Annotated in this window: 23 protein-coding genes; 17 read left to right on the forward strand and 6 right to left on the reverse strand. The window is 69.9% G+C overall.

Translation table 11 applies throughout. The annotated features are described in order from the left end of the window. Positions 1 to 173 precede the first annotated feature (173 nt). From FZ983_RS28910 to FZ983_RS28925, 4 genes are all read left to right on the forward strand, one after another. On the forward strand, positions 174 to 1,109 hold the full coding sequence (locus tag FZ983_RS28910) for an Hsp33 family molecular chaperone (protein ID WP_149227928.1): 936 nt from the start codon (positions 174 to 176) through the stop codon (positions 1,107 to 1,109). Positions 1,110 to 1,224: 115 nt separating this feature from the next. After that, positions 1,225 to 1,500 (forward strand): type II toxin-antitoxin system ParD family antitoxin, encoded by a 276-nt coding sequence (locus FZ983_RS28915; protein ID WP_149227931.1) that lies wholly within the window; start codon positions 1,225 to 1,227, stop codon positions 1,498 to 1,500. Next, positions 1,497 to 1,811, forward strand: a complete 315-nt coding sequence (locus tag FZ983_RS28920) for a type II toxin-antitoxin system RelE/ParE family toxin (protein ID WP_149227933.1) — start codon at positions 1,497 to 1,499, stop codon at positions 1,809 to 1,811. The genes FZ983_RS28915 and FZ983_RS28920 overlap by 4 nt, the downstream gene beginning before the upstream one ends. A 103-nt stretch (positions 1,812 to 1,914) precedes the next feature. Then, a complete protein-coding gene (locus FZ983_RS28925) occupies positions 1,915 to 2,511 on the forward strand; it encodes a hypothetical protein (protein WP_149227935.1) in 597 nt (198 codons plus the stop codon). A gap of 63 nt (positions 2,512 to 2,574) precedes the next feature. Here the strand turns inward: FZ983_RS28925 and FZ983_RS28930 are convergent, their stop codons facing one another. Continuing rightward, positions 2,575 to 4,467: a potassium transporter Kup gene (locus FZ983_RS28930; RefSeq protein WP_149227937.1), complete on the reverse strand. Its 1,893-nt coding sequence runs from the start codon at positions 4,465 to 4,467 to the stop codon at positions 2,575 to 2,577. Between the two features lie 297 nt (positions 4,468 to 4,764). Here FZ983_RS28930 and FZ983_RS28935 point away from each other — a divergent pair, with 297 nt between their 5' ends. From FZ983_RS28935 to FZ983_RS28960, 6 genes are all read left to right on the forward strand, one after another. After that, entirely contained in the window at positions 4,765 to 5,838 is a 1,074-nt protein-coding gene (locus FZ983_RS28935) for a diguanylate cyclase (RefSeq protein WP_149227939.1), read from the forward strand. A 135-nt stretch (positions 5,839 to 5,973) separates the two neighbouring features. Beyond that, positions 5,974 to 6,540, forward strand: a complete 567-nt coding sequence (locus tag FZ983_RS28940) for a hypothetical protein (protein WP_149227941.1) — start codon at positions 5,974 to 5,976, stop codon at positions 6,538 to 6,540. Positions 6,541 to 6,565: 25 nt separating this feature from the next. Continuing rightward, positions 6,566 to 7,087, forward strand: a complete 522-nt coding sequence (locus tag FZ983_RS28945) for a hypothetical protein (protein WP_149227943.1) — start codon at positions 6,566 to 6,568, stop codon at positions 7,085 to 7,087. A 221-nt stretch (positions 7,088 to 7,308) separates the two neighbouring features. Then, positions 7,309 to 10,551: an error-prone DNA polymerase gene (locus FZ983_RS28950; RefSeq protein ID WP_149227945.1), complete on the forward strand. Its 3,243-nt coding sequence runs from the start codon at positions 7,309 to 7,311 to the stop codon at positions 10,549 to 10,551. A gap of 131 nt (positions 10,552 to 10,682) precedes the next feature. Then, the gene (locus tag FZ983_RS28955; protein WP_149227947.1) at positions 10,683 to 11,060 is read left to right on the forward strand and encodes a VOC family protein; all 378 of its coding nucleotides are present in this window, start codon (positions 10,683 to 10,685) and stop codon (positions 11,058 to 11,060) included. A gap of 37 nt (positions 11,061 to 11,097) precedes the next feature. Further along, complete coding sequence (locus FZ983_RS28960; RefSeq protein ID WP_149227949.1) at positions 11,098 to 11,793, forward strand: YafY family protein; 696 nt, start codon at positions 11,098 to 11,100, stop codon at positions 11,791 to 11,793. Between the two features lie 6 nt (positions 11,794 to 11,799). On the opposite strand, the gene FZ983_RS28965 is transcribed toward FZ983_RS28960, so the two are convergent. Then, positions 11,800 to 12,216, reverse strand: coding sequence for a DUF2141 domain-containing protein (locus tag FZ983_RS28965; RefSeq protein WP_149227951.1), 417 nt, complete (start codon positions 12,214 to 12,216; stop codon positions 11,800 to 11,802). A 99-nt stretch (positions 12,217 to 12,315) separates the two neighbouring features. Between FZ983_RS28965 and FZ983_RS28970 the strand changes: the two genes are divergently transcribed. Then, positions 12,316 to 13,164: a LytTR family DNA-binding domain-containing protein gene (locus FZ983_RS28970; RefSeq protein ID WP_149227953.1), complete on the forward strand. Its 849-nt coding sequence runs from the start codon at positions 12,316 to 12,318 to the stop codon at positions 13,162 to 13,164. On the opposite strand, the gene FZ983_RS28975 is transcribed toward FZ983_RS28970, so the two are convergent. Together FZ983_RS28975 and tsaD are read right to left on the reverse strand one after the other, a co-directional pair. Beyond that, on the reverse strand, positions 13,161 to 14,180 hold the full coding sequence (locus FZ983_RS28975; RefSeq protein ID WP_149227955.1) for an NAD(P)H-dependent glycerol-3-phosphate dehydrogenase: 1,020 nt from the start codon (positions 14,178 to 14,180) through the stop codon (positions 13,161 to 13,163). The genes FZ983_RS28970 and FZ983_RS28975 overlap by 4 nt on opposite strands. Before the next feature lie 229 nt (positions 14,181 to 14,409). Beyond that, positions 14,410 to 15,483: a tRNA (adenosine(37)-N6)-threonylcarbamoyltransferase complex transferase subunit TsaD gene (gene tsaD / locus FZ983_RS28980; protein ID WP_149227958.1), complete on the reverse strand. Its 1,074-nt coding sequence runs from the start codon at positions 15,481 to 15,483 to the stop codon at positions 14,410 to 14,412. A 158-nt stretch (positions 15,484 to 15,641) separates the two neighbouring features. Between tsaD and hemC the strand changes: the two genes are divergently transcribed. The 4 genes from hemC to FZ983_RS29000 all read left to right on the forward strand — a co-directional run bounded on the left by hemC (position 15,642) and on the right by FZ983_RS29000 (position 20,637). Then, complete coding sequence (hemC, locus tag FZ983_RS28985) at positions 15,642 to 16,580, forward strand: hydroxymethylbilane synthase (RefSeq protein ID WP_149227960.1); 939 nt, start codon at positions 15,642 to 15,644, stop codon at positions 16,578 to 16,580. A gap of 25 nt (positions 16,581 to 16,605) precedes the next feature. Further along, the gene (locus FZ983_RS28990; protein ID WP_149227962.1) at positions 16,606 to 17,376 is read left to right on the forward strand and encodes a uroporphyrinogen-III synthase; all 771 of its coding nucleotides are present in this window, start codon (positions 16,606 to 16,608) and stop codon (positions 17,374 to 17,376) included. A gap of 136 nt (positions 17,377 to 17,512) precedes the next feature. Beyond that, on the forward strand, positions 17,513 to 19,291 hold the full coding sequence (locus tag FZ983_RS28995) for a mitofilin family membrane protein (protein WP_149227964.1): 1,779 nt from the start codon (positions 17,513 to 17,515) through the stop codon (positions 19,289 to 19,291). Continuing rightward, positions 19,288 to 20,637 (forward strand): heme biosynthesis HemY N-terminal domain-containing protein, encoded by a 1,350-nt coding sequence (locus tag FZ983_RS29000; protein ID WP_149227965.1) that lies wholly within the window; start codon positions 19,288 to 19,290, stop codon positions 20,635 to 20,637. The genes FZ983_RS28995 and FZ983_RS29000 overlap by 4 nt, the downstream gene beginning before the upstream one ends. A 176-nt stretch (positions 20,638 to 20,813) precedes the next feature. Here the strand turns inward: FZ983_RS29000 and FZ983_RS29005 are convergent, their stop codons facing one another. Next, positions 20,814 to 22,757: a right-handed parallel beta-helix repeat-containing protein gene (locus FZ983_RS29005; RefSeq protein ID WP_149227967.1), complete on the reverse strand. Its 1,944-nt coding sequence runs from the start codon at positions 22,755 to 22,757 to the stop codon at positions 20,814 to 20,816. A gap of 255 nt (positions 22,758 to 23,012) precedes the next feature. On the opposite strand from FZ983_RS29005, the gene FZ983_RS29010 reads away from it, so the two are divergent. Both FZ983_RS29010 and FZ983_RS29015 read left to right on the forward strand, forming a co-directional pair. Further along, entirely contained in the window at positions 23,013 to 24,422 is a 1,410-nt protein-coding gene (locus FZ983_RS29010; protein WP_149227969.1) for an O-antigen polymerase, read from the forward strand. After that, positions 24,419 to 25,369, forward strand: a complete 951-nt coding sequence (locus tag FZ983_RS29015; RefSeq protein WP_149227971.1) for a glycosyltransferase family A protein — start codon at positions 24,419 to 24,421, stop codon at positions 25,367 to 25,369. The genes FZ983_RS29010 and FZ983_RS29015 overlap by 4 nt, the downstream gene beginning before the upstream one ends. On the opposite strand, the gene FZ983_RS29020 is transcribed toward FZ983_RS29015, so the two are convergent. Beyond that, positions 25,308 to 25,874 (reverse strand): MAPEG family protein, encoded by a 567-nt coding sequence (locus tag FZ983_RS29020; protein WP_149227973.1) that lies wholly within the window; start codon positions 25,872 to 25,874, stop codon positions 25,308 to 25,310. The two genes, FZ983_RS29015 and FZ983_RS29020, sit on opposite strands and share 62 nt — an antisense overlap. Positions 25,875 to 26,064 lie beyond the last annotated feature (190 nt).

Below are 26,064 nucleotides of genomic sequence, written 5' to 3' on the forward strand. Positions count from 1 at the left end.
CAGGCGGACCGAAGGTCCGCTGAGAGCGGGGGAGGTTAGGTGGGGGTCTAACCTCCCCAACCCACAGGCCACCCCATGCATGGGTGCCCTGCCGGTCTTGATTCGGCCCCTCCCCACCCCGATCTTCGGCCCTACGCCTATATCGCCGGTCTCTGTCTTAAGGAATCCGCCCTATGGACGATCCGTCCGTCCGCCCGCTCACCGATGATTTCGTCCTGCCGTTCCAGATCGAGGCGTCGCGCCTGCGCGGCCGCACCATCAAGCTGGGGCCGGCGATCGACGAGATCCTGACCCGCCACGACTATCCGCCCACCGTCGCCCGCTTCCTGGCGGAGACGGCGACGCTGGCCGTGCTGCTCGCCAGCATGCTGAAGTACGAGGGCATCTTCACGCTGCAGACCAAGGGCGACGGGCCGATCCGCCTGATGGTGGCCGACGTCACCTCGGTCGGCGACGTGCGCGCCTATGCCCAGTTTGACCCGGAAGCGCTCGCCAAGGCCGAGCGGGACGTCGAGATCGCCCCGGCCGCGGCGCTGCTCGGCAAGGGCTACATCGCCTTCACGGTGGACCAGGGTCAGGACACCGACCGCTACCAAGGCATCGTCGAGCTGTACGGCAAGACGCTGACCGACTGCGTGCAGCATTACTTCCGCCAGTCCGAGCAGATCGACACCGGCCTGACCGTTTCGGTCGACCGCGAGGTGAAGCCGGACGGCACGCCCGGCCAGTGGCGCACCGGCGGCATCATGATCCAGCGCCTGCCGCAGGAGCAGGGTCTGGTCGCGTCCGACAAGGAAGACGACTGGCGCCGCGCCATGGTGCTGATGGCCAGCGTCACCGGCGACGAGCTGCTGTCGACCGATCTCGCCGCGTCCGACCTGCTCTACCGCCTGTTCCACGAGGACGGCGTGCGGATCTATGAGGGTCATGCGCTGCGCTTCGGCTGCCGCTGCTCGCGCGAGCGGGTGGAAAACATGCTGCGCAGCCTGCCCCGCGAAGAGGTGCAGGAGTTGAAGATCGACGACGGCCGGGTCGAGGTGACCTGCCAGTTCTGCTCGACCGACTACCACTTCACCGACGCGGATCTCGACCGCGTGTATGGCGCGTAAGCAGTGTGTTGGCGGCCGGTGCCGGAAGGCGCCGGCCGTCCGCTTGCGCTCCCCGCCGGCCTCACCCATACTCTATGTCAAAGCTTGACATATGATCTTGATGGGGACGGCGGCGATGGCGACCAACGTGCATCTCACCCCGGAGTTGGAGCGGTTCGCCCGCGACTGTGTCGAAGGCGGGCGCTACAACAATGTGAGCGAAGTGGTGCGCTCCGGCCTGCGTCTGCTGCAGGAGGCCGAGGAGCGGCGGCGGACCTTCAACGCCATGCTGCTCCAGGCCGAGGCCGAAGCCGACCGTGACGGCAGCGTGGCCATCGACGATGTCCTGGCCGAAGCCGATGCGATCATCGAAGCCAGCGCCGCATCCCACAGCGGCTCCCGCGGCCGATGACCACAGCACTGCTGTCGCCGGCTGCGCGCCGTGACCTGCTGACGGCAATCCGCTGGATCGCCCAGGACAATCCCGGCGCCGCCCGCGCCTTGCGCGATACCCTCGCCCGGACGGCACAGCGAATCGGCACCCATACCCTGGTCGGAACGCAGCGCCCGGACTTGGCCGCCCCGCCCTACCGCTTCGTCAGCCTGACCGGCTTTCCCTATATCGTCGTCTACAATGCCGAGCGCCGGCCGCCGTTGATCGTCCGCATCCTTCACGGTGCCCGCGACCTGCCGGTCGTGCTCGGCGACCTCCCGGACGGCTGAAGAAGTCCGGAAGGCGTTCACCGGAATGGGCGTGATGCACCGGCCCGCCTTGCCGGCTATAGTGCCGCCCCCTTGTCCAACTTCTCCCTCACCCGGAGCCCCCATGCTGTCGCGCCGCCTTGTCCTTGCCGCCGGAACGGCCACCCTCCTGCTTGCCGCCTGCCAGAGCACGCCGCCGCGGCCGGCGCCGCGCCCGGTCGATTTCTCCAATTTCGGGCCGATCGCCCTGAATGCCGGCACCATCGACGTGGTCGACGCCTACCGCCCGATGGGGGCCAAGCATGTGGAGGGACGCTCCGCGGTGCCGCCGGCCGAGGCGGTGCGGCGCTGGGCGGCGGAGCGGCTTCAGGCCGCCGGCGGTCAAGGCCGCGTGCGCGTCACCATCCGCGACGCCAGCATCGTCGAGGTGGCGCTGCCGACCAAGAAGGGCATCACCGGCTATTTCAGCAATGATCAGGCCCAGCGCTATGACGGCCGGATCGAGGTGGAGATCACCGGCGAGGTGCCGGACACCGGCAATGGCGGCTTCCGCGGCGTGACCCGCTCCACCGTCACCCATTCCACCACCGTGGCGGAGAACATCTCGCTGGCCGATCGCGAGGCCACCTTCCTGGAGATCACCCGCCGGATGATGGACGACCTGAACGCCCGTCTCGACGCCGGCATCCGCAAGGATCTGGCGCCGATGGTGCGGCGGTGATTTCCCGGCGGTGATTTCCCGGCGCTGATCGCTTCGCCGGGAGTTGGCCCGGCCGAATCCGCCCTAAATCTCCAGCTGCATGCCCAGCTCGACCACGCGGTTGGGCGGGATGCAGAAATATTCCGACGCGCTGGTCGACAGCTTGGACAGGAAGATGAACAGCGGCTCCTGCCAGCGCGGCAGGCCGAGCTTGCCGTGGCTGCGGATCAGCGTCTCGCGGCTGACGAAATAGGTGGTTTCCATCGGCTCGAACGGCAATCCTGGAATCCGCTTGGTCTCCAGCGCCTGCGGGATGTCCGGCTCGTCCTTGAAGCCGAAATGGACGATCAGCCGGAAGAATCCGGCGGACAGGGCCTTCAACTCGAAGCGCTGCTCGTCCGGCACATGGGGCACGTCCTCGATGTCGACGGTCAGCAGCACGACGCGCTGGTGCAGCACCTTGTAGTGCTTCAGGCTGTGCAGCAGCCCCGGCGGCAGGCCGCGCGGGTTGCCGGTCAGGAAGACGGCGGTGCCCGGAACCCGCTGCACCGACCCGCCCTTCAGCCGCTCCACCAGCAGGTCGAAGGGCAGCGCATCCTCGGCCAGCCGCTTGCGCACCACCTCGCGCCCGCGCCGCCAGGTCGCCATCAGCAGGAAGACGGCCGCGCCGACCACCAGCGGGAACCAGCCGCCCTCCTCCACCTTGACCAGGTTGGCCAGGAACAGCGCCATGTCGACGGTCAGGAACACCGCCAGCGCCAGCACCGCCTGCCACAGCTTCCAGCGGCCGAGCGAGCGCGCGACCTTGTAGGCCAGCAGCGTGGTCGCCACCATCGTGCCGGTCACCGCGATGCCGTAGGCGGCGGCGAGGTTGCTGGAGGTCTGGAAGCTCAGCACCAGCATGAGAACGCCGGCCAGCAGCAGCCAGTTCAGCTGCGGCATGTAGATCTGGCCCTTCTCATGCTCCGAGGTGTGCATCACCTCCATCCGCGGCAGATAGCGCAGGTGCATCGCCTGCAGCGTCACCGAATAGGCGCCGGAGATCACCGCCTGACCGGCGATGATGGTCGCCGCGGTCGCCAGCAGCAGAAGCGGCACCTGCGCCCAGTCCGGCGCCAGATGGAAGAAGGGGTTCTCGATCGCATCCGGTTCATGCAGCAGCAGCGCGCCCTGGCCGAAATAGCACAGCAGAAGCGACGGCAGCACCAGCACGTACCAAGCGATGCGGATCGGCTTGCGGCCGAAATGGCCCATGTCGGCATAAAGCGCTTCCGCCCCCGTCACCGCCAGAACCACCGCGCCCAGCAGCAGGAAGCCGTGCCAGCCGTGGTTGAACAGCATCTCCACGGCATGGCCGGGCCAGACCGCGGCCAGCACGCCGGGATAGCGCACGATCTGCCACAGCCCCAGCACGCCCAGCGTTATGAACCAGACCAGCATCACCGGCCCGAACAGCCGGCCGACCTTCTCCGTCCCGAAGCGCTGCAGCACGAACAGCCCGATCAGGATGGTCAGCGTGATGGGGATGACGTAGTCGTCCAGGGCGGGGGCCACGACATGCAAACCCTCCACCGCGCTCAGAACCGAGATGGCGGGGGTGATCAGGCTGTCGCCGTAGAACAGCGAGGCGCCCATCACGCCGATGGCCATGACGACGCCGGTGCGCCGGTGCCCCGGCCGCATACCGCGCAGCGCCAGCGCGGTCAGCGCCAGGATGCCGCCCTCGCCCTGGTTGTCGGCACGCATGACGAAGACGACGTATTTCACCGTCACCGTGATGATCAGCGCCCAGAAGATCAGCGACAGCACGCCCAGGATGACTTCCGGCACCAGCGGAAAACCGCCGCCCTCGGTCAGGCATTCGCGCAGCGTGTAGAGCGGGCTGGTGCCGATGTCGCCATAGACGACACCCAGCGCCCCCAGCGCGAGCGCGCGCAGCTTCGCCGCATGCTCCCGCCCATCCATGCCTGCTTCCATAACCAGGTCCGCTCCTGTCCCGTTTCGCTGCATCCGTAGAGGACTGCCGCCGGCCCACCCGGCACATCATCCGGGCAGATCATCGGCATATGCACAGCCATGCCTAAGGTGGCTTGCGGTGGCCGCGCAAGCACCGAATGGCGAAACGCACCACCGGCCCGTCCGATCCTCCGTCATTTTCACCCTTTCGATAGCCTGTTTGCATGGGACGGGGCGCGGCACTCGGCACCGTTGCATCCGGAGCGCCGACATGCTTCCATTCATACGTGTACCGCGCGGAGCTCCGAGCCGGCAGCCATGTCCAACGATTTCCTGTTCGCCTCGGACGAGTCCCCCGCAGCACCGCTCCCGGACCGACCCGACTCCGACATCCCGGACCCTCATTCCCCGCCCTGGCTGGTGCTGGTCGCCGATGACGAGCCGGAGGTGCATGCCGTCACCCGGCTGGCGTTGGCCCGCCTGCGCTTCCGCGGCCGTCCCGTCCGCCTGCTGGACTGCACCAGCGCCGCGGAGGCGGAGCGCGTCCTGCGGGAAACGCCCGGCATAGCGGTCATCCTGCTCGACGTGGTGATGGAGACGGAGGATGCCGGCCTGCGGCTGGTCCGCACCATCCGGGAGGATTTGGGCAACCAGGCCGTCCGCATCGTCCTGCGCACCGGCCAGCCGGCGCAGGTCGCGGAGGAGGACCTCGTCCTCGCCTACGAGATCGACGGCTACACCGCGAAGACGGAGCTGACCGCCCGCCGGCTGTTCACCAGCGTGGTGACGGCACTGCGCGCCTATGCCGCCCTCGAGACGCTGGAACGGCAGCTCGCCGAGCGCAGCCGCGCGCTGGAGGAGGCGACCGTCCGCCTGAACCGGCTGGCCATGCTGGATCCGCTGACCGGCGTGTGGAACCGCCGCCGTTTCCTGGAACTGGCGGCGGCGGAGCTGGCGCGGGCGCGGCGCTATGGCCGGCCTCTGACGGTCTTCCTGCTCGACCTCGACGGGTTCAAGGCGGTCAACGACGCCTATGGCGACGCCGCCGGCGACGCGGTGCTGCGCGCGGTGGTGAAGCGGATGCGGGCGGCGTTGCGCATCTCCGACCATGTCGCCCGTTCCGGCGGGGAGGAATTCGTCGTGCTGCTGCCGGAGACCGACTCCGCCGGCGCCGCCGTGGTGGCGGAACGGGTGCGCGCCGCCCTGGCGGGCAGCCCGATCATCGTGGACGACCGCGCCGCCACCGTCGCTGTCGCCGTCACCGCCAGCATCGGGATCGCCCATTGGCTGCCCGGCGAGCCCGGCGTCGAACAGACCCTGCACCGCGCCGAGCGGGCTCTCCGCGACGCCAAGCAGGCCGGCCGCAATCGGGTGGAACGGGCGCCCGGTTAGGCGCTGCGATCCCGGGGGTGGGGTGTTTCATGTGAAATATCGTTACAGCGCGGCGATTGAACGGCGGGAAGCCAGGGGTTACTCCTATCGTTGGAGGCATCCATTCGGATGGTGCTCCCGATCAGGGGTTCGCACATGTGGCAGGACTACGGCAACGCGCTCATCTCCGCCTTCGGGCTGGCGGGCCTGGGGTTCGGCATCGGCAAGCTCGTCATCGTGCTCGGTGAGCGCGCCATCGAGCGGCGCCACGGGTCGGAGGGGGTGCGCGACGTCATCGCCCGCCGCGCCAAGATGGAAACGAAGTTCGAAGCCCGCCGCGGCGACCGCATCCGGGAACTGAAGGAGCTGGACGGCACGGTGGAGGATGTTCTGCGCCGCCGCAAGGTGCTGGAACGCCAGATCGAGGAGTCGCGGCAGTCCGGCGAACGGCTGGTCCGCCTGATCGGCGAGGAGGTCCAGGGCAGCCCCTGCTACGTCGCCATGGTCGTGAACAAATATGTCGGCACCGGCGCCGCCCAGCAGAGCCAGCATGCGCTGGTCGACCCCACTTGGGCCCAGCCGCAGATGATCGAGGTGTGGGCGCGGTCGATGGCTGAGGCGCGGACAGAGATCGAACGGCGCTACCCGCCCGCCTTCGGCTATGCGGTGACCCGGATGCAGGAGTTCCTGTCCGCCGATGCTCCCATCGCCAAGGCCGGTTGAGATCCGATTGAGATAAGGACGCGCCATGGACAGCATGCCCTACATCTTCGCCGGTCTGGTCGGCCTCGCCTCCTTGTCCGTGTCGCTTCTGCTGGCCATGCGCCGGCTGAAGACCTCGGAGGAGCGGATCGCCAACGCCGTCTCCCGCAAGCAGGCGCAGGTGGAGCGGATCAAGAAGGTCGCCCGCGTCACGCTGCAGCAGGCCCGCGACCTGCGCGACGCCCGCCGCCGCAAGGCGATGGCCGAGCTGGGCTGTGAGGATCTGGAACAGCGCCTGAAGGCCGTCGGTGCCGCCGACCGCCGCATCTATGTGCTGGACGACCGCCGCACCCAGAAGGACCAGGGCTGGCTTCTGCGGGTGGTCAACATCGAATACGGCGCCCGCGTCAACGCCAACCTCACTCCCACCGCGCTGGACAGCTGGAAGCGCGGCCGCCGCTTCCTGGTCTGGGCGCTGGATGAGAAGAAGGCCCGCGAGAAGGTCAACGCCCGGTTTCCGGAGAACAAGGGCTTCACCGTCATGGGCGTGGAGTCCTATCTGGGGTAGGGTGTGGCTTCGATAACCCCCACCTAACCTCCCCCGCTGGGCGGGGGAGGGACTGCCGCCGCTCTATCGAACAAGCACTTAATCCCCTCCCCCGCCCAGCGGGGGAGGGTCAGGATGGGGGCAATCGAAGCCAACACGCCCCGCCACAATAATGACACCAATCCCATTCCCGGACTATCATCCCTGCGCGCACCCATCCGCCAGCGCCGGGGAGCCTTGCCATGATCCGCTACGCCGAACTGCAGGTCGCCACCAGCTTCAGCTTTCTGGAGGGGGCGTCGCACCCTGACGAGCTGGCGCTGACCGCGGCGGCACTCGGGCTGGCGGCGGTGGGGGTGACGGACCGCAATTCGCTGGCCGGCGTGGTGCAGATGCATGCGGCGGCGAAGAAGGCCGGCATCCGGGCGCTGATCGGCTGCCGGCTGGACCTGACCGACGCCGACAGCCTGCTGGCCTACCCGACCGACCGCGCCGCCTATGCCCGGCTGTCGCGGCTGCTGACCCTGGGCAAGATGCGGGCGCCCAAGGGGGAATGCTTCATCGCCCGCGCCGACGTGCTGGCCCATGCCGAGGGCATGCTGTTCCTGCTGCTGTCGCCCGACCGGCGCGACGAGTCGTTCCTGCGCGAGCTGCGCGCCTGGCGCGGCGGGCTGGCGCGCGGGCAGCTCTATCTGGCGGCGAGCCACCGCTACCAGGGCGACGACGGCCGGCGGCTGCGCTGGCTGGCCGGGCTGGCGGAGGCGGAAGGGGTGCCGCTGGTCGCCACCAACGACGTGCTCTATCACGGCGCCGGGCGGCGGGCGCTGGCCGACGTGATGACCTGCATCCGCCATCACACCACCATCAACGAGGCCGGCTGGCGGCTGTCCGCCAATGCCGAGCGCCACCTGAAGCCGGCGGTCGAGATGGTGCGCCTGTTCCGCGACCATCCCGACGCCGTCGCCCGCAGCCTGGAGATCGCCGAGGCCTGCCGCTTCTCGCTGGACGAGCTGCGCTACGAGTACCCCGACGAGGTGGCGGAGGGGCGCGATCCGCAGGAGACGCTGGAAATCCTGACCTGGGCGGGTGCGGCCGGGAAGTATCCCGGCGGCATCCCCGATCCGGTCCGGCAGACCGTGGAGCGCGAACTGGCCCTGATCGCCGGCCAGGGCTACGCCCCCTATTTCCTGACCGTCCACGACATCGTCCGATTCGCCAAGGGCCAGGGCATCCTCTGCCAGGGGCGCGGCAGCGCCGCCAACTCCGTCGTCTGCTATTGCCTGGGCATCACCTCGGTCGATCCGACTGAAATCGATCTGCTGTTCGAGCGCTTCATCTCCGCCGCCCGCGGCGAGCCGCCGGACATCGACGTCGATTTCGAGCATGAACGGCGCGAGGAGGTGATCCAGTACATCTATAAAAAATACGGCCGCGCCCGCGCCGGCCTGACCGCCACCGTCATCCGCTACCGCGCCCGCAGTGCGTTGCGCGAGGTCGGCAAGGCGATGGGGCTGTCGGCCGATCTGGTGGCGCGGCTGACCGGAACGATCTGGGGCTGGAGCAGCCAGGGCGTGGACGAGGAGCGCGCCCGTTCGCTCGGCCTCGACCCCGACGACCCGCGCCTGCAGCGGACGCTGGAACTGGCCAACGAACTGATCGGCTTTCCCCGCCACCTGTCGCAGCATGTCGGCGGCTTCGTCATCACCCGCGGGCCGCTGTCCGATCTCTGCCCGGTCGCCAATGCCGCGATGGAGGACCGGACCACCATCGAATGGGACAAGGACGACATCGACGCGCTGGGCATCCTGAAGGTCGACGTGCTGGCGCTGGGCATGCTGACCTGCATCCGTCGCGCCTTCGACCTGATCGAACAGGTGCATGGGCAACGCTGGACGCTCGACAGCCTGCCCAAGGAGGATCCGGCGGTCTACGACATGCTCTGCCGCGCCGACAGCCTGGGCGTCTTCCAGGTCGAAAGCCGCGCGCAGATGAGCATGCTGCCCCGGCTGCGCCCGCGGGAATTCTACGATCTGGTGATCGAGGTCGCCATCGTCCGCCCCGGTCCGATCCAGGGCGGCATGGTCCATCCCTACCTGCGCCGCCGCAGCGGGGCGGAGGAGATCACCTACCCGATGCCGGCGCTGAAGCCGGTCCTCTACAAGACGCTGGGCGTGCCGCTGTTCCAGGAGCAGGCGATGAAGGTCGCCATGGTCGGCGCCGGCTTCACCGCCGAGGAGGCCGACCAGCTGCGCCGCGCCATGGCCGCGTTCCGCAGGACAGGACAGGTGCGCCTGTTCCACGACAAGTTCATCGCCGGCATGATTGCCAACGGCTGCGACCCCGCCTTCGCCGAACGCTGTTTCCAGCAGATCGAGGGCTTCGGCGAATACGGCTTCCCAGAAAGCCATGCCGCCAGCTTCGCGCGGCTGGTCTATGTCTCCGCCTGGATCAAGCGCCACCACCCCGCCATCTTCGCCGCCGCACTGCTGAACAGCCAGCCCATGGGGTTCTACGCCCCCGCCCAGATCGTCCGCGACGCGCGGGAGCATGGCGTGACGGTCCTCCCGCCGGATGTGAATGTGTCGGGGTGGGATTGTGCGGTGGAGGTTGCGGGCGAGGCGCCGCCTCAGTCCCTTCTCCCCCCCGGGGAGAAGGTTAGGATGAGGGGGTTCGGCGCAGCCGAAGAGATCCTCGAAACGCATCCCCCTCACCCCGACCCTCTCCCCGGGGGGGAGAGGGGGAAGCGCCTCTACCTCCGCCTCGGCCTCCGCCTCATCAAGGGCTTCACCGAGTCGCACGCCGACGCCATCGTCCTCTCCCGCGCCGGCGGCTATCGCGACCCCTACGATTTGTGGCGGCGCGCCCGCCTGCCGGTCGCAGCATTGGAAAAGCTCGCCAAGGCCGACGCCTTCCGTTCCGTCGGGCTCGACCGGCGGGCGGCGCTGTGGGCGGTGCGGGCGCTGGGCGACCAGCCGCTGCCGCTGTTCGCGCGGCTGGACGGCCCGATGTCCGAAGAACCCGAAGCCCCGCTGCCCGCCATGGCGCTGGGGGAGCATGTGGTGATGGACTACACCAGCCTGTCGCTGTCGCTGAAGGCCCACCCGCTGGCCCTGCTGCGCGACGGCCTGCCCGGCATCACCCCGGCGGAGCGGCTGGCCCGGACGCGCGACGGCCGGCGCCTGACCACCGCCGGGCTGGTGCTGGTCCGCCAGCGGCCGGGCAGCGCCGAGGGCGTCGTCTTCATCACGCTGGAGGACGAGACCGGGGTCGCCAACCTCGTCGTCATGCCCGACGCCTTCGAGACCTTCCGCCGCCCGATCATGACCGCGCGGATGATGGCCGCCACCGGCCGGGTGCAGAACCACGAGGGCGTGGTGCATCTGCGCGTGGAATCGCTGATCGACCTGACCCACCGGCTGTCCGAACTGACCGGCGAAGACCGGCCCGCGGCCGGCCCCTTCCCCAAGGGCCGCAACTTTCATTGAAGTGACCGGCCATTTTAATTCAGCCAGCTGATTGCTCCTGACATCACGCTGTCAGGAGGGGGTGTGCTATCAAGGGGGAGTGCCGGCACGAACCACGAACATCCCTCCCCCACTTGTCAGGAGCCCGTTCCATGAACAACCCGCATGTCGCCACCTGGTTCGAAATCCCCGCCGCCGACCTCGCCCGTGCCGTGCGCTTCTACGAGGCCGTCTTCGCCACCAAGATGGTCCAGGAACCCTGCCCCAGCGGCATGAAGATGGCTGTCTTCCCGGCCGACGGCGAGGCGGTGAAGGGCTGCCTGATCGAGCACGAGTCGTGCAAGCCCAGCGCCGACGGCACGACCGTCTACCTGAACGGCGGCGACGACCTGTCCGCCCCGCTGGCCCGTGCCGAGCAGGCCGGCGCCACCATCGTCGTGCCGAAGACGCTGATCACCCCCGAAATCGGCTATTTCGCCCAGTTCATCGACAGCGAGGGCAACCGCGTCGGCCTCTATTCGATGCACTGATCCCGATGCACTGACCCTGCCGACCTGAGCCGCCTCCATGCGCCGCGCCGACCGCCTGTTCCAGATCGTCCAGCATCTCCGCAAGGGGCGGCTGGTGACGGCTGCCGAACTGGCGCGCTGCCTGGAGGTGTCGGAGCGCACCGTCTACCGCGACATGCGCGACCTCGCCTCCTCCGGCGTGCCGGTGGAGGGCGAGGCCGGCGTCGGCTATCTGCTGCGCGACGGCTACGACCTGCCGCCGCTGATGTTCACCCGGGAGGAGGTGGAGGCGCTGGTGGTCGGCGCCCGCCTCGCCCGCGCCTGGGTCGGCGGCGGCTTGGCCGATGCCGCCGCCCGCGCGCTGGACAAGGTGGAGGCGGTGGTGCCGGAGGCACGGCGGCGCGAGCTGGCCGACAGCCGCGTCTTCGTCCCCGACTTCTCCTTCCCCGCCCCCTTGCGCGAGCGGATGGACGTGCTGCGCTGCGCCATCAACGCCAGGCGCGTCGTGCTGTTCGACTACCGGCGCGAGGACGGCACCCATTCCGCCCGCGCGGTCCAGCCGCTGGGCCTGTTCTTCTGGGGCCGCGTCTGGACGCTCGGCGCCTGGTGCGAACTGCGCGAGGAGTTCCGCAGCTTCCGCATCGACCGCATGGAGACCCTGATGGCGCTGGAGCGCCGATTCGACGAAATCCCCGGCCGCGGCCTGGAGGACTATCTCGCCCTTTGGCGCGAGGAAGGCTGTCCGCGGGGGTGAGGCGCCCTACTCCACCAGCCTGATCTCCGTCGTCGCCACGCCCGACGCGCCGACAGGCACCGCATAGTCGTCGAAGCTCGGCGGGCCGAAGCTGCCGCGGGCGGAGCGGCTGAAGCCGTGCGGTTCGGCGGGGATGCCGAACAGCCCGGTGGCGAGTTCCCCGTTGTTGTCCAGGTCCTGGAAGGCGATCAGCCCATAGCGCCCGGCCGGCAGGTCGGGGAAGACCGCGACCAGATCCGTCCCCACCGCCGCGGCGAAATAGCCGGCGCGCGGCGCCTTCGCCGCCTGCGCCTCGGCACTGTCGAACAGCGCGATCATCACCTTGCCCTGATTGGGCTTGACGTTGCGGACGGTTGCGCGAAGCTCCCCGGCGGCGGCCGTACCCGCGGTTGCCAGCACCAGCAGCGTCACCGGGGCGGTCATCCTTGCGAACCAACGGCTTGCAAACCTACGCGCGAACCAACGGCATGCCTTCATTTCCCGATCCTTCCTGGCGATCCCCGGCCGGCCGGGCACCGCGCGATGCGTGACGCAACCATGCCGGACGGCGCCGCCTCCACCCCATCCGCCCCTTATGGGCGGCGCATGCTGCGCCGGCACCTGCCGCTGCTGGCGGGCTCCATCCTAGCATTGGCTCTGCTGGGACCGTTCGGCACATTTCGGGAGATGGGTTTTCTCTCGCGGCTTGCCTATTGGGGCGGGCTGATCACCACCGGCTGGTCGATGTTCGAACTGGTGGTGCAGGTCGCCCGCCGCGTCCTGCCGAATCTGGAGCGCACATGGCCGCTGATGCTGGCCGCGGCGTTCCTGACCGTCGGCGTGCTGCAGACCCTGGTGGTCGCCCTGTTGGAAAACCGGCTGCGCGGCCAGGATTTCCTCACCCCCGCCGGGCTGGCCGAACTGTTCGGCTATGTGCTGGTCATCACCACCCTGGTGGCGGCCCTGCCGGTGTGGCTGGAGTTGCGGGAGCAAGGCATCGTCGGGCACCGACCGCCTGCCCCGCCCGAGTCCTCCATTGACGGCAGACCGGCCACGCCACGCCTCGCCCCGTTCCTCGACCGCATCCCGTCCAGGCTGGGCCGCGACCTGCTGGCGCTGGAGATGGAGGACCATTACGTCCGCGTCCACACCGCGCTGGGCAGCGACCTGATCCTGATGCGGATGCGCGACGCGGTGGCGGAACTGGCGGGCATCGACGGGCGGCAGGTCCACCGCTCCTATTGGGTCGCCGCCTCCGCCGTCGCGGCGGTGGAGCGCAAGCCGGACGGCAAGCTGTCGCTGCGGCTGACCAACGGCCTGCTGGTGCCGGTCAGCCGCACCCACGCGCCCTCGGTGCGCGCCGCCGGCTGGACCGAGAAGGCCGTCTCCTAAACGCCCTCTCCGCGGAAGGGGCGCGACAGCAGCCCGTCGATGGTCTCGTCCAGCCCGGCGCCGCGGTTCAAGATGGCGTCGACCGCGGCGCAGATCGGCATGTCGACGCCCAGCTTCGCCGCCAGCCCGACCACCGCGGCGGCGGTGTAGACGCCTTCCGCCACCGACCGGCGCACCGCCAGGATCTCGGCCAGCGCCTTGCCCTCGCCCAGCGCCGCCCCCAGCGACATGTTGCGCGACTGCAGACTGGAGCAGGTCAGCGTCAAATCGCCCAGGCCCGACAGCCCCATCAGCGTCTCCGCCCGTCCGCCGAGCGCCAGCGCCAGCCGGGTGATCTCCGCCAGCCCGCGGGTGATCAGCGCGGCGCGGGCATTGTCGCCCAGCCGCCGCCCCTCGACCACGCCGCAGGCGATGGCCAGCACATTCTTCACCGCCCCGCCGATCTGCGAGCCGACGACGTCGTCCGAGCGGTAGGGCCGGAAGGTGCGGCTGCCCAACGCGGCGACCAGCGCCGTGCCCAGCGCCTCGTCGGCGCAGGCCAGCGTCACCGCCGTGGGCAGCCCGCGCGCCACCTCCGCCGCGAAGGTCGGGCCGGACAGGATCGCCACCGGATTGCCGCCCGGCAGGGACGCGGCGACCGCCTCGCTCATCAGCGCGTGGCTGTCCAGCTCGATCCCCTTGGCGCAGACGACCACCGGCGCGCCCGACTTCAGCAGCGGCGCCATCCGTGCGGTGACGCTGCGCGCATGCTGGGCCGGCGACACCAGCAGCACCGCGTCGCAATCGCCGAGATCGGCCAGATCGCCGGTGACCCGCAACGCGTCGGGCAGCGGCACGCCGGGCAGGTAGTCGCGGTTCTCGCGCCGGATGCTCATCGCCTCCACCACCGCCGGCTCGCGCGCCCACAGCAGCGTCTCCCGCCCGGCGCGCAACGCCGCCAGCGCCAGCGCCGTCCCCCAGGCGCCGCCGCCGACGACGCCGATGCGGTGAAGGGAGGAGGGGGGCACGGCACTCATGGCGATTCACTCACGCTAATGAAACGATCACCAAAGCGATCACGCCCCACCCTCCCTCTCCCCCCCGGGGAGAGGGTCGGGGTGAGGGGGATGCATGGGGAGGATTTAGAAGAAATGCAGCAGCGTCGCGCATCGAACAGAGCCACGCCGCGCATCCCCCTCACCCTAACCCTCTCCCCGGGGGGGAGAGGGGACATCACCGGGGAGAGAGAGAATACAAGGATGCGTCTCACGCCTTCACCCCCGCACCCACTCCCGCGCGCCCGATCACCGGCGCGGCGCTCGGATCCAGCGGCCAGCGCGGGCGGGGAGCGAAGTTCAGCGGATCGCTCTCGCCCAGCCGGAAGCGCTCGATCCCGGCCCAGGCGATCATCGCCGCGTTGTCGGTGCACAGGCGCAGCGGCGGGGCGACGAACGGCATGCGCTGCTTTTCCGCCAGGGTCGCCAGCCGGCTGCGGATCGCCTTGTTGGCGGCGACACCGCCGGCGACCACCAGGGCGCCGCCCTGCGGATGATCCTCCTTGAAGCGGCGGATGGCGCGGGCGCAGCGGTCGGCCAGCACCTCCGCCACCGTCGCCTGGAAGGCGGCGGCGAGGTCGTCGCGGTCGGCGTCCGTCAGCACGCCGCCCAACTCCTCCACATGCCGCCGCACCGCGGTCTTCAGCCCGGAGAAGGAAAAGTCGCAGCCCGGACGCCCCAGCATCGGCCGCGGCAGCTCGAAGCGCGCCGGGTTGGTGGCGCGCGCCGCCGCTTTCTCCACCAGCGGCCCGCCGGGATAGCCCAGCCCCAGCAGCTTGGCGGTCTTGTCGAAGGCCTCGCCCACCGCGTCGTCGATGGTGGTGCCGAGCCGGCGGTAGCGCCCGACCCCCTCCACCGCCAGCAGCTGGCAATGGCCACCCGACACCAGCAGCAGCAGGTAGGGAAAGGCGACATCGTCGGTCAGCCGCGCGGTCAGCGCGTGGCCTTCCAGATGGTTGACGGCGACGAAGGGCAGGTTGCGCGCCGCGGCGATGGCCTTGGCGGTCATCACGCCGACGATGACGCCGCCGATCAGCCCCGGCCCGCCGGTGGCCGCCACCGCATCGAGGTCGCCGAAGCCGATCCCGGCCTCCGCCATCGCGCGGCGGATCAGCCCGTCCAGATGTTCCAGATGGGCGCGGGCGGCGATTTCCGGGACGACGCCGCCATAAGGCGTGTGGTCGTCCAGTTGCGACAGCACGACGTCGGCGCGGATCTCGCGCGCGTCGGTGACGATTGCGGCGGCCGTCTCGTCGCAGCTCGTTTCAATTCCAAGAACGATCATCGCGCCAAACTAGCCGCCTTGGCGGTCCGGGTACAGGATGGAGTTGCGCACACGCGGGCGCGGGAATGCGGGCGCGTGAAATTTGATCAGCCTCAATCTTATGTATGAGGGGCAGACGAATCCTTGCAAAGCTGCGCGGATCCCCTAGAACACGCCCTATGACGACCCACCCGCTCCGTATCGGGACGCGCGGCAGCCCGCTGGCGCTGGCGCAGGCCCATGAAACCCGCGACCGCCTGATCGCCGCCCATCCGCATCTGGCCGCCCCCGGCGCCATCGAGATCGTCGTCTTCAAGACCACCGGCGACCGCATCCTCGACCGCACCCTGGCGGAAGCGGGCGGCAAGGGCCTGTTCACCAAGGAGCTGGAGGAGGCGCTGTTCGACGGCCGCGCCGACCTTGCCGTCCATTCGATGAAGGACGTGCCGACCCAGCTTCCCGACGGGCTGGAGATCGCCACCCTGCTGCCGCGCGAGGATCCGCGCGACGCCTTCTTCGCCCGCTCCGGCAGCGGTCTGGCCGACCTGCCCGCCGGGTCGGTGGTCGGCACCGCCGGCCTGCGCCGTCAGGCCCAGGTGCTGGAACTGCGTCCCGACCTGAAAATTTTCCCCCTGCGCGGCAACGTGCAGACCCGCCTGTCCAAGCTGGACGCCGGCGAGGTCGATGCCACCCTGCTGGCGTTGGCCGGCCTGCGCCGCCTCGGCCTGACCGACCGCATCACTGCAGTGCTGGAGCCGGAAACCATGCTGCCCGCGGTCGCCCAGGGTGCCATCGGCATCGAGATCCGCAGCGACGACGACGCCACCCGCGCCTTGCTGGCCCCGCTGAACTGCGCGGAGACCATGGTCCGCGTCACGGCGGAACGCGCGCTGCTGGCTGCGCTGGACGGCTCCTGCCGCACCCCGATCGCCGCGCTGGCGGTGCTCGACGGCGACGACCTGCATCTGCGCGCCAAGGTGCTGTCCCATGACGGCCGGACCATCTTCCGGGCCGAGCGCCGCGGCAAGGCGGCTGACGCCGAGTCGCTGGGTGCCGACGCCGGAGCCGAGATCCGGGCGCAGCTGCCGCCCGATTTCTTCGCCCCCGCGCCGCACTGATCCCCACCCCGGCCGAGTTTTCCGCATGACGGGAAAACAGCCCGACCCCTCGTCCCCGCCCCACCGTACGCGTCTTCTCGTGACGCGTCCGGCGGAGGATGCCCAACCGCTGGTCCGCCGGCTGGAAGCGCTCGGCTTCGACGCCGCGATCGAACCCATGCTGTCGATGGTCTGGCTCGACGGTCCTGAACCGGACCTGTCCGACGTACAGGCCCTGCTGTTCACCAGCGCGAACGGCGTACGCGCCTACTCCAAACGTACGAACCGACGCGACCGTCCGGTGCACGCCGTCGGTGACGCCACGGCGCGGGCGGCGCGGGCGGCCGGCTTCGGGCAGGTCGACAGCGCGTCGGGCGACGTGTACGCGCTGGCCAACCGCGTCCGCAGTTTGCGCGACCCGTCCGCCGGTACGCTTCTGCACGTGGCGGGAAGCAAGGTGGCGGGCGACCTTGGCGGGTTGCTGGGAGGCTCCGGCTTCATGGTGCGGCGCAGCGTGATGTACGATGCCGTACCCGCGCTAACCCTGTCGGACGATACCGCGACATTTTTGCGTACGTCGGCACTCGACGGCGTGTTGTTTTTCTCTCCCCGTACCGCGGTTTCCTTTGTTAGGCTGCTGGCCGAGGCGGGGCTGGTCGACTGTTGTCGTACGGTCGATGCGTTCTGCCTCAGCCCCGCGGTCGCGGAGGCTGCCCGTGCGTACGGCGACGAGGGAGTGACGCCGTGGCGAAACGTACGGGTGGCGGCCAGACCGGAGCAGGACGCCCTGCTCGATCTGTTGCCGGTCGCCGGGTAACTCCGGCGCGGTCCGGCCGTACGGCTTACACCCCGGGATCCTTCCGGGTGGGTACGTCAGCCGTACGGGGGACGAGGGGGACCGGTCAGGGGGCTGTGACGTTAAGACGAACAACAGCGAACCGAAGGTACAGCCCATGACCTCTCGTCCAGGCTCCGAACGCCCCGGCACCGACCGTGACGGCGACGGCGCCAGCACCGGCAATGCGGCGGTCGACCGCATCGTCGAACGTTTCGGCGGCATCCGCCCCATGGCCCACAAGCTGGACACCCCGGTGACGACGGTGCAGGGCTGGAAGAAGCGCGGCGCGATCCCGCTGGCCCGCCATGCCGACCTGCGCACCGCCGCTGCCAAGCACCGCATCAAGCTGGACGACGCCGACCTGGACGCCGCCACCCCCAGCGAAGACCGGCCGACCGACGCGGCATCGGCCGCCGTCATCCCCCCCGCCGACGCGGTTCCGGTGGTGGATCCGATTGTGGAGCCGGTACCGACAGCCTCCCCCGCCGACACCATCCCCGGCTCCGACACGCCGGCCCCGGCGTCCGGCCTTGGGACGACCGCCGGCCCGGTGAACGAGCTGCAGTCCTCCGACGCCCTGATTCCGCCGGCCACGCCGATCGGCGCCACGGACAGCCTGTCCGAAACGGAGAAGTCCGAAACGGAGAAGGCGCAAGACGCGAAGGCCGATCCGTTCAAGTCGGACGCCGCCAAGCCGGACACCGCATCCGACGCGCCGAAGACGACGGCCTCCACCTGGACGCCGTCCGGCACCACGGGCAGCGCCGGCTACAGCCGCAGCGAGTCCGAGCCGGCCCGTCCGACCATCGCCCCGACGCCGTCCTATATCGACGAGCCGCGCTCCGGCAGCGGCTTCGCCACCGCGCTGTCGGTGGTCGCCCTGCTGGTCGGTGCCGCTGCCCTGTCGGCGCCCTGGTGGGGTCCGGCCCTGCCCGGCTGGCCGTCGCCGGCCGCCCCCGCCCCGGTCCAATCTTCCGCCGCCGCCCCGGCCGACCCGGCGCTCCGCGCCCAGATCCAGCAGCTCGTCGACCGCGTCGGCAAGCTGGAGCAGCGCCCGGCCGCCGCGCCCGGCAATAACGGCAACGGTGACGCCGCCGCCGGCCTCGCGGCGCTGACCGAGCGGATCGACGCGCTGGAGAAGCGCCCGGCCGCCGCAGCGCCCGACACCGGCGTCGCCGACGCCCAGAAGGCGCTGGCCGACCGGCTGGCCGCGCTGGAGCAGAAGGTCTCCGCTTCCGCCGGCAACGCCCAGGCGGCGCAGGAGCTGCGCGGCGAGGTCGACTCGCTGAAGCAGCAGGTCACCAGCGTCAACCAGGCGGTGACGCAGCGCCAGGACGCCGCCACCGCCGCCCAGGCGCTGGTGCTCGCCGCCGGCCAGCTGCGTGCCTCGCTGTCGGGCGGCCAGCCGTTCCAGCAGGATCTGCAGGCGGTCCGCGCGCTCAACATCGCCGATGCCGGCGTGACCCAGCCGCTCGACGCCGTGGCGCCCTATGCCGCCAAGGGCATTCCGACCCGCGCCCAGCTGACCGACCGGTTCGAGCCGCTGGCCGGCGAGATCGTCCGCGCCGACATCCGTGGCGAGGGCAACAGCTGGATCGACTCCGCGGTGGGCAAGCTGTCCACCCTGGTCACCGTCCGCCGTGAAGGCGGCGGGGTCGTCGGCACCACCAGCGACGCCGTCGTCGCCCGCGCCGAGGCCGCGCTGAACGAGGGCAACCTCGCCAAGGCGGTGGAGGAGCTGTCGACCCTGCAGGGTCCGGCCGCGCAGACCGCCGCCCCGTGGCTGACCGACGCCAAGGCGCGTCTGGCCGCCGATCAGGCCGCGCGCCAGCTGAACGACCGCGCCATCGCCCTGATGACCACCGCCGCCGGCGGGAAGGGGACGGCCCAATGATCCGCGCCCTCTGGTTCCTTCTGAAGGTCGCGGTCGTCATCGCCGCCGCGATCTGGCTCGCCGACCGCCCCGGCACCGTCAGCGTCCATTGGCTGGGCTATTCCGTCGAGGCGCCCTTCTGGGTCGCCCTGCTGGTCACGCTGGCGGCGCTGGGCATCGCGGCGCTGGGCTACCGCCTGATCCGCGGGCTGATCCGCACGCCGCAGCGCATCCGCCGCCACAGCCGTGTCCGCCGCCGCGAACGCGGCTACCGCGCCCTGACCCAGGGTATGGTGGCCATCGCCGCCGGCGACGCGCCGACCGCGCGCAAGATGGCGCGCAAGGCCGACGGGCTGCTGAACGAGCCGCCGCTGACCATGCTGCTGTCGGCCCAGGCAGCCCAGCTGCAGGGCGACGAGCGCGCCGCCAAGCAGTATTTCGAAGCGATGCTGGAGCGGCCGGAAACGGCCTTCCTCGGCATGCGCGGGCTGCTGACCCAGGCGATCAAGTCGGGCGACCGGGTGGAGGCGCTGAACCTCGCCCGCAAGGCGCGCGGGCTTCAGCCCAACACGCCCTGGCTGCTCGGCACGCTCTATGACCTGGAGGCGCAGGCCGGTGACTGGGCCGCCGCCGAAGGCACCTTGCAGCAGGCGATCCAGGCCGGGGCCATCCCGACCGAGGAAGGCCGCCGCCACCGCGCCGTCCTGCTGCTGGAGCGCAGCTTCGAGGCGGAGCGCCGCGGTCGTGCCGACTCCGCCCTATCGCACGCCCAGGCCGCGCACGACATGATGCCGGGCTTCGTCCCCGCCGCCGTGCGTCTCGCCCGTCTGCAGATCGCCGCCGACCGTCCGAAGCCGGCCGCCAAGGTGGTGGAACGGGCGTGGCGCCAGTCGCCGCATCCCGAACTGGCCGAGATCTACCGTGGCCTGGTGTCCAGCTACGACCCGCTGGCCCGCGTCCGTCTGTTCCAGAAGCTGGTGCGTCAGGCCCCGGACTCGGCGGAATCGCACCTCGCCGTCGCCCAGGCCGCCATCGAGGCCCAGCTGTGGGGCGAGGCGCGCCAGCACCTGAACCGCGCCATGGAGATCGGCCCGTCCCGCCGCACCTACCGCCTGATGGCCGAGCTGGACCGCAGCGAGCGCCATGACGAGGACGCGGCGAAGGATTGGCTGGCCAGGGCCGCCGACGCGCCGGAAGACCCGGTGTGGACCTGTAACTCCTGCGGGGCGGTCAGCCACAACTGGGGCGGGCTGTGCGGCCATTGCGGCGCCTTCGACAGCCTGACCTGGAAGGCCCCGACGGTCGCGGTCCCGGTAATGGAACCGACCGACATCCCCCCGGCGCTGGCCCGTCCGGCTACGGCGTAGGGGATAGTTCGCTGAAAGCCCCCCTCTCCCCCCAAAATCCCCTCTCCCCCCCGGGGAGAGGGTTAGGGTGAGGGGGTCGCACGGCGAGGATTCTTGAAAATCCACCCTTGTGCATCCCCCTCACCCCGACCCTCTCCCCGGGGGAAGAGGGGGATTTCGCGACAGGAGAGGGTTTTTTACTGCCGCATTCCCTCCGGCCCGACGCGGTCCAGCGGCAGTTCCTTCATCGCCAGCAGACGGTCCAGCAGGCGCCCGCCTGCCGGTGGCGCAGCCGCCCTGGCGGCGCTGCCAATACCGGCAGCTTCCGCGACGGGAGCCGCATTCTCCAGTTGCGTGTTCTCGATCCGGTATTCGCCGCCGGTCAGGCTGACGACGACCTGCTCCTTCGGCGACGGTCCGGCCACCACGTTGTCATTGGCGACATTGCCGTGCATCAGGCCGTTCCTGCCGGCGCTGGGCACCCATTCCAGCCGCAGGAAGCGATCCTTGCGGTCGGTCATCAGGGTGATGTTGTCGGACACCCGGTTGTTGTCGCCGCCATGCAGGAAGATCGCCGCGGCGCCGGTGTTCTCCAGCAGGTTGCCCTGCACCGTCACGCCGCTGGTCATGTCGTCCAGATAGATGCCGAACCCCTTGTAGCGGACCAGCCAGCGCCCCTGCGCATCGGTGGCGAGGCCGCCGGTGTCGCGGATGTCGTTGAAGCGGACGATGCTGCGGGTGTCGTTGCCGCTGCGGCCCAGCATCTCGATGGCGCCGGCATCGGCGGTCTGGCGCGCGGTGTCGCGGATGCGGTTGAATTCGATGACGTTGTCGCTGTTCACCGTCTGCGGATTCCAGTTCTTCACCGAGATGCCGTAGCGCGCCGCCCGCCGGATGTCGTTGTGGGCGATCAGCGTGTTGCGGATGCCCGCCGCCATCACCCCGCCGCCGAAGAACCGCACCTCGCCCACGTCGCTGATGCGGTTGGCGAGGACGCGGTTGTCGCTGCTGCCGGGCGCCAGAAAGATGCCGGAGCGGCCGAGATGCTCCATCCGGTTGCCCGACACCTCGCTGCGCGTGGCGCCGTCCAGCGTCACCGCGGTGCCGACCAGGGCGAAGCGGTTACCAGCGATGCGCAGGCCGCTGCCCCCCTTCGCCAGCACGGCGCTGCCGTCCCACGGCACGTCGGTGAAGGTCAGCCCCTCCACCGTCACGTTGCGGGCGTTGTCCAGCCGCAGCAGGTTGGCCGTCCTCGCCACCACCAGCTCCGCCCGCCCGCTGTCGAACCCGGTCGGCGGCTTCACCAGCAACCGTTTGGCTTTGGCGTCCCAGGCGAACTCGCCCGGCCGCGTCAGGAAATCGGGATGGCCGAGCAGCCGCACGGTGGAGCCGTCGCGGTACGGATACTGCCCATCGGCGGCGAAGCCCAGCAGCCCGTTCGGATCGGCGGAGGCCACGCCCAGCAGATCGTCGGACAGCCGTTCGCGGTCCAGCGCCTGCGCCCGCACCCCCGGCCCGGCCCAAGCGGCCTTCAGCACACCCGGTGGCAACTGCATCTGCCGCTTGGATCCCGGACTCTTGGAATTGGGACTCTTGGCGTTGGACTGCATCGCCTTGGCCGGGAACCAGCCGCTGCGCGGGTCGCCGGGCTCAAAGTCGCCGCTGCGCGCGGCGTCCAGCCGCTGTCCGTCGCCGGGGCCACCGATGGAGACGTCCAGCCCCGGATCGCGCGCCAGCGGCGCCGACAGCAGGCCGTTCGCCATCTGCGCGCCGCCCACAACCTCGCCGCCCGACAGAACCGGCTGCTCGCCCTCCACCGCCGTCAGCCGCAGCCCCGTCAGCGAGTTGTCCACCACCAGCGGCGCCGCCAGCCGGTAGGTGCCACCACGCAGCCGCACCGTCGCCGGCCCGTCCCCCTTGGCGGCGGCCAGCGCACGGGCCGGGGTGGCGAAGGGGCCGTCGCGCCCGTCCGCCGACGGCTGTGGCAGCCGGCCCGACCAGCGGTCGTTTCCGGTCGGCGACACATAGAAGGTCGTCTCCGCGGCGATAGCCGGTCCCCATCCGGCGGCAGGCAGCAGGACCGCGCAGATCACCAGGATGCGGGCTGCACAACTCCAGGACTCGGGGTGGAAACGGGGCATGAAGAAAGCTCCTCCGTTGCGACGGACCTTCCGCCGAAGGGGGAGACTGACCCAGGCCCGCCGGACCGGCAAAAGCGCGAAGGGGGTGTGCGGGTGCGAAGGGGCCACGCCCTCTGCACCCCTGCCCGGCCGGGACGGGACGTATAGGCTGGCTTTTCATCCTAGCCCGGCCGGCCGGTCGTACCCGCTTGCCCGCGGAGCACCCCGTTCAGGACGGGCTTGGAAGCGAAGCCTACAACCGGGGACTGTTTGCCGATGATCGAAATGGCGCTGATCGCGCAGGTCCTGGTGCTGGTGCTGGTGACCGCGGTGTTCCTCAGCACCGGCAGCGCATCGATGTTCCATCCGCTGACGCTGTACCTGATCTTCCATGCTCTGGTCTTCGTCATGCGGCCGATCCTGGTCCACACGCAGAATTTCAACGACGTCTGGCTGTTCATGGGCTTCTGGCCAAGCGAGCAGCAATTCGTCATGACGCTGGTGGTCAGTTCGGTCGGGCTGGTCGCCTTCGCCGCCGCCTGCACCTGGGCCGGGATGGTCCGTCCCGACTGGACCCCGAACGGGGAGCCGGCACCGTCCTTCACCTTCGACCGCGTCGACGTGGTGGCCTTCCTGACCACCGCGGCGCTGCTGGGTCCTCTCGCCGTCTATTCGGCGATCCAGCGCCAGGGCGGCGCCAGCTTCGACGGCACCGGCGACGTTCAGATGGAACGCGATCCGCTGACCGGGCAGCCGATCTACACCAACACCACCGGCTACATCGCCGAAGCCCATTCGATGGGCCTGCCGCTGACGCTGGGGCTGATCTGGATCTGCCGGTTCCACCCGCTGTCCTTCCTCCCCTTCGCCGGCTTCGTCGCCTACCGCGCCTATCTGGGCTGGGGCCGCTGGGCGATCATCATGGGCATCCTGGGTCTGGTGCTGCTGATGCTGTACCGCACGCGCACCAAATGGTTCCGGCTGTGGCATGCGCTGGCCGCGGTTCCGGTGCTGGGGCTGTTCACACTGCTGGGCAACAACCGCGACGCCTTCCGCGACGTGCTGGCCGGCGATGCGCCGCCCTCGGTCCTGCTGAGGTTCAACGGCGGCAGCGGCGGCGGCCGGGCGATCGACGCGCTGGCGGGCCAGGATTTGGCCAACTTCGACTTCCTCGCCTACATCCTGTGGGTAGTACCGAAGCAGTCGGCCACCTACACCTGGTTCACCCAGTATCTGCAGCTGTTCACCGAACCGATCCCGCGCCTGCTGTGGCCGGACAAGCCGGTCGGCGCACCGGTGAAATGGGTGGACCTGAACGACTACGGCGTCTTCTACAACCTGACCACCTCGCTGCCGGGCGACGGCTGGATGAGCGCCGGCTGGATCGGCATGATCGTCACCATGGTGGTTGTCGGCCTGATCCTGGGGCGGCTGCACCGCTGGTTCTGGACCGACGGGTTCCGCAACCGCTACGCCGTGCTGTTCTACTGCGCCTTCCTGCCGCTGTGCCTGCAATGGTTCCGCGACGGCAACATCACCATCGTGAAGTTCGGCTTCTTCTCGCTGCTGCCGATCCTGCTGTGGATCGGGCTGACCCGCGCGTTGCGGGCCTGGGGGATCCTGGAGGACGACCCGCTGCGTCCGGTGGTGGCGCCGCCCAATCTTGTCCGAAGGGAGCCGTCATGACGCTGACCGTCAGCGCCGTCATCGCCACCTACAACCGCGGGCCGGAGCTGCGCATCGCGCTGACCCGGCTGATGAACCAGACCGCCCCGCCGATGGAGATCATCGTCATCGACGACGGCTCCAGCGACGGCACCGGCGCGATGATGCGGGCGGAGTTTCCCACCGTCCGCTATGTCCGCCAGCCGCACAACGGCGGGCTGATCCTGGCCCGCAACTTCGGCTTCGTGAACACCACCGGCGACTGCATCCTGTCGGTCGACGACGACAGCTGGTTCGAGGATCCCGACGGGCTGGCCCGCTGCGTCGCCTATCTGGAAGAGAACCCGGAGGTCGCCGCCGTCGCCTGCAACATCGAGACGCGCGACGGGCTGGTCTATTTCCCCAAGGGCGCCGCGCCCTTCGATGTGCCCTGGTATGTCGGCTGCGGCCATCTGCTGCGGCGCAGCGCCGTCGAGCAGGTCGGCCTCTACATGCCCGAACTCTACCGCCAGGGGGAGGAGAAGGACCGTTGCCTGCGGCTTGTCGGCGCTGGTTACCGCGTCGTGGCCCTTCCCGACGTGATGGTCTACCACGACAAGAGCGAGAAGGGACGCAAGCCGGGGATGGAGCGCTTCTACAACCACCGCAACGACCTGATCCGCGAGGTGGCGCGCTGCCCGTCCTCGCTGATGGCGTGGCGGCTGGCGCGCAGTTGGGCCGGCAACAGCTGGAAGAACCTGCGCCACGGACCGCGCATGACCGACCTGAAGGTTCTGCTGGCCCTGCCGCAGATCCTCCGCATCGGACTGAAGCACCGCGCACCGGTGAGCGTGGAGGCCTACCGCCGCTGGCTGCATCTGGCGAAGACCGCAGCGCCGGCGAGCGCTCCTCCTGCCGAGAAGGCCGTCAGCCGGGCTGCATCCCGCCCAGTTGCAGCAGAACGGCCCAGCCCAGCACGATCAGATTGACGGTCAGCGTCATCGCCATGCCCGGTGCCCGCGCGAAGGGGTGAACCAGATAGCCCACCCAGAACAGCAGCCGCCCCAGTACGAACAGCCCGGTCGCCACGACCGCCGCTCCCAGCGAGGGCTGCGGCAGGGTGGCGACCAGGGCGGCCAGCGCCGGCACGAAGATGGCGGATTGCTCCACACTGTTGGCCAGCACCCGCTGAGCCACGCGCTGGCCGCGCGATTCAGGATCCTCGACCGGGTTGAAGGCCTGGGTGCGCCCACGCATCGCCATGACGCCGACGACCATGCCGAACAGCACCAGCGCCGGCCAGACCGCCAGCCGCGCCCACAGCGCCATCCGCGCGCCCGGCGCATTGACGCCCATCGGCGGCGCCACCAGCGACAGCAGCAGGACGAACAGCAGCGCCGTCACCACCACCGACGCTCCGTTCAGCATCAGGGCGCCACGGATCAGGGATTTGCGCCTGCGCGGCGGGCTTTGGTGAAGGCTGCTGTCGGACATCGGGGCGGGGCTCCGTCACTGGGCGGGGATTCGACAAAGGCGCTGGTCCTTCCCATTTGGAAAAGATCGCACCCTGTTCCTTCGACCAATAACGGCCCAGCCCGTGATTTGGATCAAGGCCGGGGTGGGGCGGCAGGTGTTCGATGCCGAAGTCTAGTGGGGGCTGCCCCGATGGGAGAGATGTTGTCAG

Source organism: Azospirillum sp. B21 (assembly GCF_008364825.1).
Lineage (GTDB): Bacteria > Pseudomonadota > Alphaproteobacteria > Azospirillales > Azospirillaceae > Azospirillum.